This window comes from Methylocystis sp. JAN1, from assembly GCF_052186135.1.
In the GTDB taxonomy this organism is placed as follows: Bacteria; Pseudomonadota; Alphaproteobacteria; order Rhizobiales; family Beijerinckiaceae; genus Methylocystis.
Window position 1 is genome coordinate 2,925,422 of sequence record NZ_CP181499.1, and the last position, 15,503, is coordinate 2,940,924.

Sequence of the window (15,503 nt, forward strand, 5' to 3'; positions counted from 1 at the left end):
GGAGATCCGGGGACGCTCATTTTCAGGAAATGCAGCCAGCCGGGCTCAGTAGTTCCACTGCAACTGCATGCGCAATAGATCGGCGCTGAACTGGCGGTACGGAGCCGCGCCGGTGTTGGTGCGGTTCATCTTGGTGTAGGTCGCCGTCACCTCGACTTCCGGCAGCGGTTGCCACTCGACGCCGACATCCAGCTCGTGAACGCGCGCCTGCGGAGCGTTCGTTTCAACCTTCCAGCCGCCGTTGAAGTATTGCCACTTCACGAAGGGGAAAAAAGTGCCGAGACCAAACATCGCGTCGTCGTATTTATACGTCGCTTCGATGTAGCCCCCATTCAGGCTGGACGACCGGATATAGGTCTGGGTCGGATCGAGAGCCGGGCCACGGCCCCAGTTCCATTCCGCCTTCAGCCCGAAGGGCTGCGGATAAATCACGCCGGTGACGGCGACGCGGTCGTCCTTCACGCCCTGGCAGCCGTTGACGCAACCCCAGCCCCAGCCGGAGCCGCCGACTCCGTAGGCGCCGAGGACGAGATTGCGGTAGTCGAAGTAGCCCGGAGCGTTGACAAAGGGCACGAGAGCGCCGGGATAGCCGATCGGACGGAAGCCCGCCCAACCTGTGGCCATGCCGAGAGACGGCGTGATTGCGGCGGTGGTCGGGACGTAGCGGCCGGTATAGCCCTGGATCGACGCTTCGACGATCTGGCCGTTTTCGAAGACATAGGGATAGGTAAAGCGGCTGACGATGTGCACGCCGTTGTTCAGTTCGATGCGGTTCGCGCCCTGGCCGTTATAGACGCCGAGAGCGAACATGCCGTAGTCGCCCGTGCCCTTGAGGTTGTTTCTCACGAGGTCGCGGAGCAGATGGCGAACATGCTCGGGCGTATAGTAGAAAAAGACGCCGAGATCGCGCTCGTCCTTGCAGCAACTGTTGATCGCGTCGGCGCGGTCCAGCGCGAGACGATTCTGCGAGGACTGCATGTTTTCGAAGCCGTAGGGGATCTTCGACTGACCGACGCGGAAGCGGAATTCTTTCTTCTCGTCGATCGAGATGTCCGCATAGGCGTCGCGCATCTGGGCGAAATTGCCCGCCGAGTTGCCGTAGATTCCGATCTGCGGATTGTAGAAGGAGAAAGCCGGGTTCGCGCCTGCGGTGAAGGAGTTGCTGAACGTGCCGGACGGCGCGGAGGCGAGGTCGAACTGTATATAGAGATACAGATGGCTCGATACGTCGCCGCTGAAGATCAGGCGCGTGCGCCGCAGCAGAAAATTGCGGCGCGGCCCGACCGAGCGGTCGTGCGGGCTGTAGACGTCATTCCACTGATTGGCGCTGATGGTGTCGTTATAGCGCATCTGCGTGTAGCCGCGGATGCTGAGCTTTTCGTACCAGTGCTTCGGCGCGTCCGGCGCGATGTGGCCCGCGGCCGCCGGAGCGGCGTGGGCGGACTGCTGAGCCGCGGCCTTGGCCGCGCGTTTGGCGGCGGCCTCCTCAGCCTCCAGCTTGTTCAGGCGCGCCTTGAGCGCGCGGATTTCGGCGGCGGTGTCCGCCGCCGCCGGCGTGGCGGCGAAAGCCGTGGTCAGGCCGAACGCCGCAATGGCGAGGGCGCGATATCCGAGACGAAATTTCATTGGTCTGTCCCCAAGCGTTAACTTCCGCGTGCGAGAAGAGCCGCCGCCACGTGACAGTGACGTGACAAACTCGGCCATGGGAAAATTGTGACAAACCGCCCGGTCTCGGCTGTGGCGCCATAGACACAGTTTTGACTCGCGAGCCGCCCTCGTTCGTGACTTTTTCGCCACAGCTCATTTTTGTGCATTTGCTTCAAGCGCCCCGCTTTGGAAACAGGATTCCAAAGACGCCCGCTGATTGTTTCCGGACTGCGTCACTGCCCGGCGCTCACGCCTTTTCGCCACATTTGCCCACATTATGTCGCTCATGTGTCAGGGCGGATTCGCTTCTTCGCTCTAACGTTCAACTGCATGAGGGGGCGATGGCGATTCTCATCCGAAACCGCATTTTGGCCACGACCGCTCTCTGCGCGCTTCTGGCCGCGACCGGCGCCCAGGCCGCCGCCGACGCGGGAGCCATCGAGGCGCGGTTGCGTGCGCTCGAAGCCGAGATCGCCAAGCTTCGCAAGGAAGCCCGCGAGGCGAAGGCGCAAGCCGCGGCGGCCTCCAACGCAGCCAGCAAAGCGACCAATGTCGCTAACGCCGCTCACGTCAAGACTGATCCCGCCGCGCCGCCGCCAGCCCCGCCGGTCTTCGTTTCCTTCAGGAACGGCATCTTCGTCGAGACGGAGGATAAGGCCTACAGCTTCAAGGTCGGCGGCCGCATGCAATTCGACGGGGGCGGCATCACCCAGCCGCTCAACGGCTTCTCCAATCAGGTCGGCGTCCGTCAGGTCCGTCTCGAGGTCGAGGGCAAGGCGGCGAAGGTCTGGTTCTACAAGCTGCAATACGACTTCTCCGGCACGCCGCAAGTCACCGGCAACAATCAGGTCATCAGCGGTATCCGCGACTTCTTCTTCGGCATCCAGCATCCGGCGATGACGCTGCCGTGGTCGACGGACCCGATCTTCATCATGGTCGGAAACCAGTTCGAGCCGTTCACCATGGAGTTCACGGCTTCTTCGAGATTCCGCTCCTTCATCGAGCGCGCGATGGCGGTGGAAGGCATCGGCGCGAGCCGCCATATCGGCCTTGCGGCGGGAGCCTATGGCGACAACTGGTCCGCAAAGGCCGGCGTGTTCTCGACAAGCCCGGAAGACGCCTCGCTCAATCCGGGCCAGAACACGCCCTCGACATGGGGCGTGCCGAAAGCGGCCGGCTGGGTCTCCACCGGAGGCGCGCAATATGTCGAATTGACCGGCCGCGCGACCTACGCGCCGATCAAGGACGAACACAATCTGCTCCATATCGGCGCTTCGGGCCGGTATCACAGCCCCAACGACGCGACAGGCCTCTCCGACGACCGCGTCCTGCGTATCGGCAACCGCCTGCGCTCGGAGGCGACCGTCCTCGGCCAGGGACTCCTCGGGACGCCTGACCTCTCCTGCGGCTCATATGCGCTGGCAGGTTTTTACGGCGGTATCCCGACAAGCAGCGTGGCCGGCCATTGCGTGCGCGACGTCGTTTCCTATGGCGTTGAAATCGCCGCCGCGCATGGCCCCTTCGACATGCAGGCGGAGTATATTGCGACGGACTACAGTCGCGACATGAACAAGATCCTGCAAGCGCGCGCTTCCGGCGTCTTTGCGCCGGGCGGCTCGAGCGAGCATTTCAGCGGCTATTATGTTTACGGCCATTACTGGCTGACCGGCGACGAACGCGCGACGGCCTATACGACCTCGGACAAGGCGGGCGCGAATTTCATCGAGCCGAAGATCAAGAATCCGGTGAGCGCGGGAGGCTTCGGCGCGTTCGGCCTTGTCTCGCGCTACAGCGCCATCAATCTGAACAGCGGGCCTTATTCGGGAACGGGCCTCGCCAATATGATGACCTGGGCGACTTATGTTCAGCCCAACGCCGTCAACCAGGCGATCATCGCCAACTCCGGCGTTTACGGCGGCCGGCAGGAGAACGTCACCACCGGCTTCGACTGGTATCCCGACAGGGGCATCCATCTCCAGTTCAACTGGACCCATGTCCTGCATGTTTCGGCGCCGCTCAACGACTATAACATCGTCGGCTCATTCCTGCCGCAGCGCCAGGGCTTCTACATGAACGGCGCGCATCCGGACCTCTTCGAAGCGCGCGCCCAGGTCTACTGGTAAGCGTTCATCGTGATCGCGAGCGAATGGACGCGACCCGGACGCCTCGTCGTGGCTCTGGCCTGCTTCCTCTTTGACGCGCCTCCCAAGGAGGTCCGGCTCGCCATGCGAGGCTTCGGACGGATGTCCGCCGCCGCGCACGCTTCTTGCCTGGCAAGGGCTTTGCGGCTATCCGAACCGGAACCTTTCCAGCCTCAAGGCCGCTCATGACCTCCGCGCCCGCGCCTCGAAGAGAGGCGGCGTTTATCTTCATCCTCATCACCGTCGCGCTGGACATGCTCGCGCTCGGCGTCGTCATCCCCGTGCTGCCGAAGCTCATCGCGGCGTTCGAGGGCGGGGATCTCACATCCGCGGCGCGGGTCGTCGGCGTGTTCGGCTTCGCCTGGGCGGCGATGCAGTTTCTGTTTCAGCCGGTGCTCGGCGCCCTCTCGGATCATTTCGGTCGCCGGCCCGTCGTGCTGGCGTCAAATCTCGGTCTCGGACTCGATTACATTTTCATGGCGCTGGCGCCGTCCCTGCCCTTCCTCTTCGTCGGGCGTCTGATCTCGGGCGCGACGGCGGCGAGCGTCGCCACGGCCAACGCCTATATCAGCGACATCACGCCGCCGGAAAAGCGCGCGGGCCGGTTCGGCCTCATCGGTGCGGCTTTCGGCCTGGGCTTCATCCTCGGGCCCGCCATCGGCGGAGCGCTCGGCGACTATGACCTGCGCTTCCCTTTCTGGGCGGCGGCCTTCTTCAGCCTCGCCAATTTCGCGTATGGCTGGTTCATTCTTCCCGAATCGCTCGCGCCCGAGAAGCGCGCGGAGAAGATCGTCTGGCGTAGCGCCAATGTGCTCGGCTCCTTCGAATTTCTGCGCAGCCAGCCGACGCTCTCGCTTTTCGCGGCCGCGCTCTTCCTCTCCTTTCTCGCGCATGAGTCGCTGCCGGCTCTGTTCGTGCTCTACACGCAAAGCCGCTATCACTGGGATCCGAGCACGACCGGCTGGGCGCTCGCCATCGTCGGCGTTTCGCAGACGGTCGTCTCGGGCGGGCTCGTGCGCCCCGCGGTCGCTCGGCTCGGAGAAAAGACGACGCTGATGATCGCGCTCGCCAGCGGCGCGCTCGGGTTTCTCGCCTACGCTTTCGCGCCGACGGGCGCCGTCTTCATGGCGGCGCCGCCGCTCGTCGCGCTCTGGGGGATGGCCAATCCGTCATTTCAGGGGCTGATGACGCGTCTCGCGAAACAGTCGGAACAGGGGCGCCTGCAGGGCGCCCTGGGGAGCCTGCGCGGCGTCTCCGGCATGGTCGGCCCGCTCTTTTTCTCCCAGATTTTCGCGCTGTCGCTTTCTTTCGATTTCTTCATCGGCGCCGGCTATTTCGTCGCCGCCCTGCTGCTTGCGACGAGCCTCTTCATCGGCCTGAAGGCCGCTGGCTCACGCGTCGTTTAGGCGGAATCGCCTCCACGCGGATATACGCGCTTTTTATGAGAAAGGCGGGAAGCGCGACGGTCTCGCCGCGCGTCACGAAAATTGAAGCCCCGGCGCGCGCAGCCGCACTCGGCTCACGCCGCCGCCGCGCCGCTCTACGCAAATCTTCGTCGCAATGCGCGCCTGCATCGACTCGACATGGCTGATGACGCCGACCTTGCGGCCCTGCCCCTGCAGATTCTCCAGCGCGTCAATGGCGACGTCGAGCGTGGCGGAATCGAGCGCGCCGAAGCCTTCATCGATGAAAAGCGTGTCGACGAAAGAGTCCCGCCCCTCAAGCCCCGCTAAGGCCAGCGCCAAGGCGAGCGACGCCAGAAAGCGCTCGCCGCCGGAAAGCGAGCGGGTCGAGCGCCGCTCGTCGCCAAGGTCGCGATCCACGATCTGGAGCCCGAGCGAGCCCATCTCCCCGGCGCGCTCCAGCCGGTAACGCGGCGAAAGCAGCGCGAGACGCTGGTTCGCCAGCGCGACAAGTTGCTCCAGCGTCACGCTCTGCGCGAAGCGGCGAAACTTGTCGCCCTCCTTTGAGCCGATTGCGGCGTTGATCTCGTCCCAGACCTTGCGCGTCGCGCGCGCGGCCTCGATCTCCGCCGCCAACGCCGCCGCGCGCTCGCGCGCGTCATCGTCTCGGGCGAGCCTTTCCTGCAAGGCGCCCAGCCGCCCGGCCAGGCTGTCGAGCGCCTGCGCCAGTTCCCCCGCCCGCGCATCGAGCAGGTAGCGCGGGGTCTCGGGCGTCCCTTTCGCTTCCGCCTCGCGGAGGTCCGCGCGGCGCTGCTCGACGGCGGCCTGCGCGGCGCCGCGCGCGGCTTGCGCATTCTCGACCGTGCGGCGCATTGCGTCCGCCTCATTGACGGGAATTGCGAGCAGCTCCGCAGCTCTCTCTTCGAGGAAGCCCGACGCCGACAGAATGTCGGCAAAAGCGATGCGCGCCGTCTCGGACGATCGCAAGGCGGCCTCGGCCTCGCGTAACGCGGCGGCGCTCCCTTCCTCACAGGCGGCGCGCATCTTGTCCGCCTCGGCGGTCGCCGCCCGCGCCGCCTCATGCGCCCGGCGGGCCCCCATGCGCTTTTCTTCATGTCGCCCGCGATGAGTCGCCGTCTCCTCGCCGTCAAGCATTCCGGCGCGACGCTCCCGCAAGCCGGCAAGATCGGCGGCGCGCGCCGCGTGATCGTCGGCGGCTGTCTTCTCCCGCTCCATGGCGGCTTCGGTTTCCGCCGAGAGCGCCGCGATCCTCGGCGCAAGCTCGGCAAGGCGCGACTCGGCGCGCGCCATTGCCTCCAGCGCCCCGCGATGGCGCGCGCCAGCCTCTTCGAGGCGGCGGCGCGCGCCGGCAGCGTCGCGATCGAGATCCGCGGGCGTCAGATCGCAGAGCGGAAGGAAAGCCGACAGCGAACGGTCGAGCGACGCGATGCGCTCATGGGCGCTCGCAAGTTTTTCCTCATATCGCGCACGCGCTTCTCCGGCGGCGCGCATGAGGCCCTCGGCCTCGGCCCGTGCGGCGCCGCGCGCCTCCAGCGCCTCGCGCTTCTCATCGACGCGCTTGCGCAGGCGATCGAGCTCGCGCTGCAAATCCAACGCCGTCGAGGCGATCTTCTGGAGAGAAGCGCGCTCCTGCGCGGTCTTTTGCAACAGCGCCGCGATGGGCGCGGCGGCCCCCGCAATTTCCAGCGGCGCGCCGGCGCCCGGCGCCTGCGCAAGATGCGCGGCGTAATCACGCGCGGCGATCGCAAGCGCGGCGCGCGCTTCCTCCAGCCGCTGGGCGGCGGCGTCCTTGAGCGCGTGCGCTTTGGCCTCGCTCGCGGCGATATCGGCAATGTCCTTGTCGGTTTCCGCCAATGCGCGGCGCGCGGCGTCGCGTTTCGCGCGCAACGTCTCCACCAGCTCCCGCGCCGCGCCGCCCGAATGGGCGAAAGGATGCTCGCGCGCGCCGCAGACCGGACATGGCGCGCTTTCTTCCAGCGCGGCGCGCAGTCTAAGCGCATGCGGATCGGCCGCGGCCTCCGCGAGTTCGGCGAGACGTTCGGTCTCCTCACGCCGCGCCGCCAAAGCGTCGCGCGACGCGCGCCGGGTTCCAAGTTCGGTGGCGAGCGCGCCCGCCTCGGCCTCGAAATGCGCAATGTCGGCGCTGGCGCACGCGGCCTTCTCCTGCGCGGCCTCATGGCTGGCGACACAGCCAGCCATCGCCTTCAGCAACTCGTGGGCCTGCGCCAGCTCTTCCAGCCTGGAGGATGAGGCGGCGGCGTCGAGCGCGGCGAACGCCGCCTCGCGCTCGCGCATTTGCGCCGAGATCAGCGACAGCGCGTCGCGATCCGCCTTGTCGGCTGCATCGAAGGCGGCGCGCGAGTCTTCCGCGCGCTTCTCGTCTTTCAGCGCATCCTGAAGCGCAAGCGTGGCTTCGTGTTTTTCCTTCACAAATTGCGCGCGTTTGGCGAGCCAATCATCGATCTCGCGCCAGCGCTCGCTCAAAGGCTGCGCAGAACCAAGATTGTCGAGCGCGGCGCGCGCCGAGTCGCGAGCCATGGCGGCCGCGTCCCTTTCCGCTATCGTCGCCGCGAGCGCCTTTTGTTTACCGCCGAGATGCTCGCGCGCCGCCGCTTCAAAGGCGCGAGCGCGCTCGGCCTCCTGCGCCTGCGCCGCGATGCGCGCGTCGAGCGCGGCGGCTTCGTCCCAAAGCGGCGACAGACGCGCCATGTCGGCCTCGGCGGCGGCGAGGGCTTCGGCGGCGAGTTCCGCCCGCCCTTTTGCTTCGTCCATCGCTAGACGCGCCGCTTCCGCCTTTTCCCGGGCGCGCGCCGCCGCGTCGCGTCGATCAAGATAAGCGCGGTCATCGCGACGCATCGCATCGCGCGGCGCGCGCAATGGTTCGGCGCGACTCAAATCGGCAAGAATCTGCCGCTCCCCGGCAAGCGCGCTCCATCCCTGCTCCTGGGCCTCGCTCGCAGCGACCGCCTGAGCAAGCCTGTCGCGCGCCATCTCAATAGCGTCGATGCGCGCGAGCGCGGCGCGCATTTCGTCCTGCTCCGTCGAGAGCGCCGCCCTTTGCCTCGCAATCTCCATGATTTCAGCGTCGAGCGCGACGCGCTCTTCCGCCGGCGTCACGCCGATTTCCTTGCTTCGCTCCTCCAGCCTGGCGAGCGCGTTCCTCGCCTCGCCCCAGCGCTCGAAAGCCCGTCTCGACAAGATCCCGTAGATTTCCGCGCCGGTGATCTTCTCCAGGAGGTCGGCGCGCTCCTTCGCGTCCGCGCGCAGAAAGGCGTCGAAATCGCCTTGCGCGAGCAGGGCGGTGCGGCGGAACTGGTCGAAAGTGAGGTCGGTGAGTTCGACGATGCGGCGATTGACCGGCTCCACGCCGGATTCGACCGCCTCGATCTTCTCGCCGCTTTCGTCGATGCGCCACAGCGCGCGCGCACGCTGTTGCAGTTTGCCCACGCCTTTGCCCCTCGCCCGCGCGAGATCGCAGCGCGCGCGATAACGCCCGCCGTCGCGCGCGATGAAATCCGCTTCGGCGAAGCCCCTCCCGGCGCCGCGCCGCAGGATGGTGCGCGGATCGTTCTCCCTGACGCTGGCGCCGGAGGGATCTGGCATCTCATCACGCGCGCCGGGGGCGACGACGCGCGGGAATTCGTCGTAGAGCGCGAGGCAGAGCGCGTCCAGGATAGTCGACTTGCCGGCGCCCGTCTCGCCGGTGATGGCGAAAAGCCCCGCGGAACGTAAAGGCTCCTGCTCGAATTCGAGGGCGAAAGGCTCGGCGAGGCTCGCAAGGTTCTCGCCCCGGATCGCGAGAATGCGCAATTATTCCTCCTCGGCGAGGCGGTGGAAACAGCGCAGATGCTCCTCGGCGGGCGCGACGCCATGCGTCGCCTCGAAAGCCTCCCGAAAGAGGTCGAGCGGCTTGCGTTCGGCGAGACGCGTGAGCGCCGCCTGGGGGGCCTCGGCGCGCTGCGGGCGCTCGACGGCGAGCGACACGAGGCGAATCGGAAACCTCTCGCAGAGAGAGTCGATCTCGCTTTTCAGGCCGGGCGCCGGCCCGTCGATTTGCACCGCGAGATGGGCGAAGGGCCGCGCGGCGTCAGGCGTCTGCGGGTCGATCGCCAGCGCGGCGAGGGCCTTCTCGATTTCCGCCATGTCTAGCGCGCCCTGCGCGGGAATCCGAAGGTGCGTTACGCTGCGCTCGAAAGGAACGTGATCCGCCGATACGAAACCGCGCGCGCCGATCTCGACAATAGTTGCGCCGTGTGAATAGCCGATCTCCGTCCTCGACATGGGGATGAGCGCCCCGGAATAGCGGATCGACTCCCGCCCGACCTTTTGCGGCCTGTGCAAATGGCCGAGCGCCACATAGGCGACGTCCTCGGGGAAAATATCCGGCGGCGCGGCGTGCTCGCCGCCGATCAATATGCGCCGCTCGGCTCCCTCCGACTCCAACCCGCCCGCGACGTGAAGATGGCCAGTCAGCACGAGCGGCGCGTTTCCGATGCGCGCGCGCGCCGCCTCGACCGCCTCGCGATAGAGCGCGCGCGCGCCCCAGACGACCGCCGAGCCGGCGACATCCTCCCCAGCAATCGGCAGGTCGGCGGCGCGCGGATAGGGAACCGCGAAGAGATGGGCGCTGATCTCACCCGAGGCGTCGCGGATCGCCAGGAGATGCGCGTCGAGATCGAGCGCGCCCTCGCGTCGCGCCATGACGCCCACCGAATGAACGCCCGCGAGTTCGAACAGCGCGCGCGGCGCCTCGAGCCGGCCCGCTGGGTCGTGATTGCCGGCGAGAAGCACGATGGTCGCGCGGGGACATGCGGCGCGGAGATCCCGCAGCGTGTCATAGAGCAGCCGCTGCGCCTCGGCCGAGGGGTTGAGGCTGTCGAAGACGTCGCCCGCGACGATGACGGCGTCCACGTCGCGCGTCTTCGCCAGAGCGATGAGCTGGGCGAGCGCGGCGCGATGCTCGGCCTCGCGCGGCCAGCCTTGCAGGCTGGCGCCCAGATGCCAGTCGGCGGTGTGGAGGAGTCGAATCACAGCCCCTACAGTAAGCAGCAAGCGGCAGGCTCGAAGCAAGCGATACGCAACACGCTTGCTCCTCGCCCGCCGCCGCGCTCCTCAGCCGTCAAATCGCGTTACGATACGCCTTACGCGAAAAGACGGTTAGGAACAGGATCCAGACGTCGAAGAGCAGCGACCAGTTGTCGATGTAATAAAGGTCGTGCTCGACACGCTGTCTGATCTTTTCCGGCGAATCGATCTCGCCGCGCAGGCCGTTGGCCTGCGCCCAGCCTGTGATGCCGGGTTTGACGTTGTGACGACGGGCGTAAAGGGCGATTCGCCGCTCGAAAAGCTGGTCATGCGCGAGCGCGTGCGGGCGCGGCCCGACAAGCGACATGTCCCCGAGCAAGACGTTGAAGAGCTGCGGCAGTTCGTCGATGTTATACCGGCGCAGGAAGCGGCCGACGCGCGTCACGCGGGGATCGTTGGCGGTCGCCTGCTTGACGCGCCGATCGTCTTCCATCGTCCGCATGGTGCGGAATTTGACGATGCGAAACATCTCGCGATTGAAGCCGTAGCGGCGCTGGTAGAAGAGCGCCGGCCCCTCGCTTTCGAGCCGGATAAGCAACCCGCAAAGCAGCAGCAACGGCGAGAGCAGAACGAGCGCCGCGGCGGACGCGACGAGGTCGAATGCGCGTTTCGCCGCGACCTCGAGAAGATTGAGCGGGTGGCCGGACAGGCTGAGGCTCGTGATCGAGCCGATCCTGTCGATGCGCGCGTCGACGAAACGATCGAGCACGCGCTCGGGCCCGAGATGGACGCGCGCCGGAACGTGAAGAAATGCGGTGACGCATTCGTCGATTACGTCGGTGCGCGACCAGGGCGCGAGGATGAAGATGTCGTCCGGCCGCAACATGCGCGCTGAAGCGACGGCGAGCGTGAGATCGTCCCGGATCGTGTGCGCGCTGTCCCGCAGCGCCACCGAGGCGACGACGTTCATCCCGCAGGTCCATGGCCTGTAGCGGTAGGTGAAGGTTTCAACGTCCTTTTCCAGGCCGACGAGAAATAGCCGGCGGGCGGAAACGCCCCCTGCCGCCGCGCTGGCGCGAACGAAATGCGACAGGGTCGCGCGTTGCGCGAAGACCGAGGCGAAGCCTAGGACGTAAGCGAGCGCGAAGGCGCCGCGCGAGGTCTCCGCCGTCGTCTTGGCGAAGAAACCCACCGCCATCGCGAAGAGCGTGACGAGCGTCCATAATACGAAGCTCCGCCAGGCATGTCCGCGAAGGCGCAGGTAGTTTGCGAAGGAATATTCGTGGCGCACCGCGTTGGCGAGCAGGAAGGCCCCGGCGGCGATCAATCCCGGCTGCAGATTCGCCGCCGTAAGCCCGCTCTCGCCATAGGCGGCCATATGGTAGCCGATTTGCGCGGCGACGCTCGCCAAGGCGATCGACAGAAAATCAAGCGCCGCAGCGAGTATTGAGAAGACCAGTCGCACCGTCGCCGTGTTGCGGCGTGAAGCCGAATTTTGGGGCTTTCTTCGGTTTTTCTTTTTCGAGCGTCGTTGTGCGCCCTTAAGCGATATTTCACCACGCGCCTGCTCTTCCAGATAGTCGACCTGTTGGGACAAGACTTGTCTCCCTTTCGCACGCACCTGTCTCAATTTGCGACAAAGCGCGTCCGTCACGGAACCTTTTGCTTATCCGCAGCAATTCGCGAACCTTTTTGCTCGCGCGATAATAAATGAGAGATGATTTATTTCGAAAAGTGGTCACAGCAAAGCTTAAGAGCTAAGAAATCAAAAAATAGCCCACGATCAATACTCTCTCGCGGGAGCGGAAAAACCGGCGCGCATCGCGTTCTGGGCGCCTTCACAAGCGCGTCATCCTCCCTGTAAAATATCGCTAATCGCAAAAGGCCGACTGGACCTTGGCGCGGTCCATCAGGCCCTTCTCGCAACCGAGAGGCTGGCAGGGTGACCGCTCACTTTCGACACCAGAATGTCTCGCCGCAGGCGTGTCCCGCGCTTGTGCTCAACGCGGACTACCGGCCGCTGAGCTACTACCCTCTTTCGCTCTGGGGATGGCAGGACGCGATCAAGGCCGTGTTCCTGGACCGCGTCAATATCGTCTCCGAATATGACAAGACGGTCAAAAGTCCGAGCTTCGAGATCCGTTTGCCCTCGGTGGTTTCGCTGAAGGAATACGTAAGGCCGGCCCGTCAGCCGGCCTTTACTCGTTTTAACGTCTTCCTTCGCGACCGCTTCACCTGCCAATATTGCGGCGCGCATGACGAACTGACCTTCGATCATGTGATCCCGCGCTCCAAGGGCGGCGCGACGACATGGGAGAACGTGGTCGCGGCCTGCTCGCCCTGCAATCTGCGCAAGGGCGACCGCCTGCCGCATGAAGCGCACATGCTGCCGGCGCAGAAGCCCTATCAGCCGGCCATCGCCGATCTGCATCGAAACGGCCGGCTCTTTCCGCCAAATTATCTGCATGAAAGCTGGATGGATTACCTGTACTGGGATTCGGTGCTCGAACCCTGAGGCCGGGCGCAGAAGAGGTTTCATGCTCCGCCGGCTGATCGTCATGACTTTCGGCTTCGTCATCGCCGCGGGCGTTGGCGCGGTCTTTCTGGTTGTCTCCGCCCTTTTCGATCCTGCGACGCGCGAGGCGGGACTTGCGCCGCTCATCGCGGGGCTCTTCGCCATTGTCGACGAAGCGCTGAACGACGGCGATCCGGAGCAGGCCTTTGCAGCGCTGAGTTTCGTCGTTTGGGCGGTGATCGTCGCGACATGCGCCGCGCCGCTCGCCGTGGCCGCGCTCGTCGGCGAAGCGGCCGGCGCGCAATCCGTCGTGTGGTATTCCGGGGTCTCCGGCCTGCTCGCGGGCGCGTCGCCCTGGATCGCGCGCGCCGCGAAGGGGCTGGAACGCGCGCAGCAGATCAACGCGGCCGAAAGCCGCCTCGCCTTGCTGTTTTTTCTGACCGGCGCGCTGACCGGCGCGATCTATTGGCTGATCGCGGTTCCGGCGAAGCGGCAGGCGCCTGATCAGGGCGGCGCGCGATCTTTCTAGATCACGCCGCGTTGAGGCGGAATCGCCCGAATGCAGACGACGTGATCGATTCCAAAGGTTGAGAGCGCGCGTTCCATGCGAAAAAACCGCCTCCCACTTTTTGCAGCGTGCTCTAGACGCCGCCCCTGGGCGCGGGCGCGGTTAAAACCGGCGAGGCCCGGGCGTCAACGCGGCTTGCGCCGAGCGCCTTTCACGCCTGTATTGCTATACTGCCAATAAGCGAAGACCGCGCCCGCCAGGAAGACGCCGGCGAGCATCGCAGTGGCGTAGAACTGAAGCCAGCCGCCGACGGTGAAGCCGAACCGCGTGGCGCGCCTTGCCCCCGAAGATTCGATGACCGAGACGAAAGCCGCGTAATTGCCGCTCTCATTGAAGACGTGCTCCACGGGCACGGCGCCGCCGGGATAAAGGCGCGGCGCGAGATAGGCGACGGTGAAGGGCGCAAGATCGTCTTCCTGCGAAAGCGCTTTTCCAGGCTCCTTCACGATGCGCACTTCTATCGGGAGCTGGCGAAGCCGCTCGGCGATGAGATCGACGGTCAGTATAATTCGACCCGTCGCCGGAAACTCGGCGCAGAAGCGGTCACGCGAACGATCGGGCATGTAGGCGACGACGCCGATGAGATCGGGGCCGATCGATATTTCGCACTGATCGCGAATGGTCGAGGCCTTGTCCATGCTGATGGCGCGCGCGGCCGACGGCGCGAAGAACGCAAAGAGAGAGGCCGCGCAAAGGACACGCGCCAGCGCACGAAGGGATGACATGTTTTTTCTCCAAGCTACGCTCGGCCGCCGCCCTGCGAGGATGGCCGACAAGGCGGCTGGAATTCCCTGTTTTTCCCGGTTTTGCAAGGGGGCCAGGATTGACGCGACTCAAGGGAAGTGCTCTTAACCGACTATGGCTGATTATTACTCCTTGATCTCCCGCGCCATTGCCGCTCTTCCACAGCAATCGCCCGAGGCCAGGCAGGCGGTTTACGAGCGCGCGCGCAAGGCGCTGTTCAGCCAGTTGCGGGGCATTCAGCCGCCCGTCGCGGAGGCCGACATCGCCGCCGAGGGCCGCGCCCTCGAGGAAGCCGTCACGCGCGTCGAAGTCGAACTCGCGGCGAAGAATGCGCCGCCGCAGAAGGCCGCGCCAGCCAAGGCAGAATCTTCGTCCGCCGCCTCGCTTTTGCGCCAGCAGGGCGGAGGGCCGGCGGCGAAGCCCCCCGCCCCGCCCGAGCCGCAGCCCGCGGAGCGCACCGCCGAGGACGCCTGGCGCGAAACGCTCGCCGCCGCCGAAAGCGAGGCTCCGGCGCGCGAACCGCAACGCCCTGCCGCGCCCCTGCCCCGGGCGCCAAAATCCCGCCGGCCGCCCACGCGCATCATCGCGCTTGCGGGCGTGCTCGTCGCTCTCATCGCGGTCGTCGGCGCGCTCGCCTGGTATCTGCGCGAACGGCCGGAAGACCTGGCCAAGCTGAAACCGGAAGAAGCAGGCTCGTCGGAGACGGCGGATTCCGGCAAAATCGGGGATCGGGTCGCGGGCGGCGATTCCGCGCCCGCGCCGGTCTCCGGCAAGCGCGCGACCGCCGTGCCGGTGGCGCAGAAAGCGGAAATGTGGGTCGCCTCGTTGCAGGAGCCGGACAAGGTCGACCGCATTCTGAACGGGACGGTCGTATGGCGCATCGAGAATGTCGGCGGCGGTCCGGGCCAACCGGTCGGCTCCGCCATTCGCGGCGACGTAGACATCCCCGACGGCAAGATGAAATTGACCTTGCTGTTGCAGAAGAACAACGACGCGACCCTCTCCGCGTCGCACACGATCAACATCTCCTTCAAACCTCAGCCCGGCAGCTCGCTCGGTGGCGTGAAGGCGATCGGCCCGATTCAAATGCGCCGCGCCGACGCGCAATCGGGCGAGAAGGTCATGGGCATTCCCGTGCCGATCACCGAAAACAATTTTCTCATCGGGCTGATGCGGGGCGACCGCGAGGCGCGCAACATTCAGTTGCTGCGCTCGATGGCGGTGATCGATCTCCCGCTTCAGCTCTCCGACGGCCGCGCGGCTACGATCAATATGGAAAAAGGCCCTGCCGGCGAGCGCGTCTTCGCCGACGCCATCGACAGTTGGGGCAAGTAAGCGATCAGGCGGACGGTAGGCGGCGGAATTCCCGTCCCAATTTCGCCAGCGGAGGACTGGGGGCGAGCCCTGTCGCCGCCGCTGTCCAGCGCGGCGCGACGCCC

Annotated in this window: 10 protein-coding genes; 5 read left to right on the top strand and 5 right to left on the bottom strand. The window is 65.9% G+C overall.

Features of this window, described 5'->3' with window-relative positions; all coding sequences use genetic code 11:
• Window positions 1–45: 45 nt before the first annotated feature.
• Window positions 46–1,626, bottom strand: coding sequence for a porin (locus tag ACNHKD_RS14010; RefSeq protein WP_442754093.1), 1,581 nt, complete (start codon window positions 1,624–1,626; stop codon window positions 46–48).
• 362 nt (window positions 1,627–1,988) lie between these two features.
• On the opposite strand from ACNHKD_RS14010, the gene ACNHKD_RS14015 reads away from it, so the two are divergent.
• Both ACNHKD_RS14015 and ACNHKD_RS14020 read left to right on the top strand, forming a co-directional pair.
• Window positions 1,989–3,770 carry an OprO/OprP family phosphate-selective porin gene (locus ACNHKD_RS14015; protein WP_442754094.1) on the top strand — a complete coding sequence of 594 codons (1,782 nt, stop codon included), beginning with the start codon at window positions 1,989–1,991 and terminating at the stop codon, window positions 3,768–3,770.
• Between the two features lie 203 nt (window positions 3,771–3,973).
• On the top strand, window positions 3,974–5,194 hold the full coding sequence (locus ACNHKD_RS14020; protein ID WP_442754095.1) for a TCR/Tet family MFS transporter: 1,221 nt from the start codon (window positions 3,974–3,976) through the stop codon (window positions 5,192–5,194).
• Between the two features lie 72 nt (window positions 5,195–5,266).
• Here the strand turns inward: ACNHKD_RS14020 and ACNHKD_RS14025 are convergent, their stop codons facing one another.
• From ACNHKD_RS14025 to ACNHKD_RS14035, 3 genes are all read right to left on the bottom strand, one after another.
• Window positions 5,267–9,022 (bottom strand): AAA family ATPase, encoded by a 3,756-nt coding sequence (locus ACNHKD_RS14025; protein ID WP_442754096.1) that lies wholly within the window; start codon window positions 9,020–9,022, stop codon window positions 5,267–5,269.
• Window positions 9,023–10,243: an exonuclease SbcCD subunit D gene (locus ACNHKD_RS14030; protein WP_442754097.1), complete on the bottom strand. Its 1,221-nt coding sequence runs from the start codon at window positions 10,241–10,243 to the stop codon at window positions 9,023–9,025. It abuts the gene before it with no gap.
• Window positions 10,244–10,331: 88 nt separating this feature from the next.
• Window positions 10,332–11,834, bottom strand: a complete 1,503-nt coding sequence (locus ACNHKD_RS14035; RefSeq protein WP_442754098.1) for an exopolysaccharide biosynthesis polyprenyl glycosylphosphotransferase — start codon at window positions 11,832–11,834, stop codon at window positions 10,332–10,334.
• A 345-nt stretch (window positions 11,835–12,179) separates the two neighbouring features.
• Between ACNHKD_RS14035 and ACNHKD_RS14040 the strand changes: the two genes are divergently transcribed.
• Window positions 12,180–12,752 carry an HNH endonuclease gene (locus tag ACNHKD_RS14040; protein ID WP_442754099.1) on the top strand — a complete coding sequence of 191 codons (573 nt, stop codon included), beginning with the start codon at window positions 12,180–12,182 and terminating at the stop codon, window positions 12,750–12,752.
• A gap of 22 nt (window positions 12,753–12,774) precedes the next feature.
• Complete coding sequence (locus ACNHKD_RS14045; RefSeq protein WP_442754100.1) at window positions 12,775–13,281, top strand: hypothetical protein; 507 nt, start codon at window positions 12,775–12,777, stop codon at window positions 13,279–13,281.
• A gap of 164 nt (window positions 13,282–13,445) precedes the next feature.
• On the opposite strand, the gene ACNHKD_RS14050 is transcribed toward ACNHKD_RS14045, so the two are convergent.
• The gene (locus ACNHKD_RS14050) at window positions 13,446–14,045 is read right to left on the bottom strand and encodes a hypothetical protein (protein WP_442754101.1); all 600 of its coding nucleotides are present in this window, start codon (window positions 14,043–14,045) and stop codon (window positions 13,446–13,448) included.
• A 133-nt stretch (window positions 14,046–14,178) separates the two neighbouring features.
• Here ACNHKD_RS14050 and ACNHKD_RS14055 point away from each other — a divergent pair, with 133 nt between their 5' ends.
• A complete protein-coding gene (locus ACNHKD_RS14055; protein ID WP_442754102.1) occupies window positions 14,179–15,399 on the top strand; it encodes a hypothetical protein in 1,221 nt (406 codons plus the stop codon).
• Window positions 15,400–15,503: the final 104 nt, after the last annotated feature.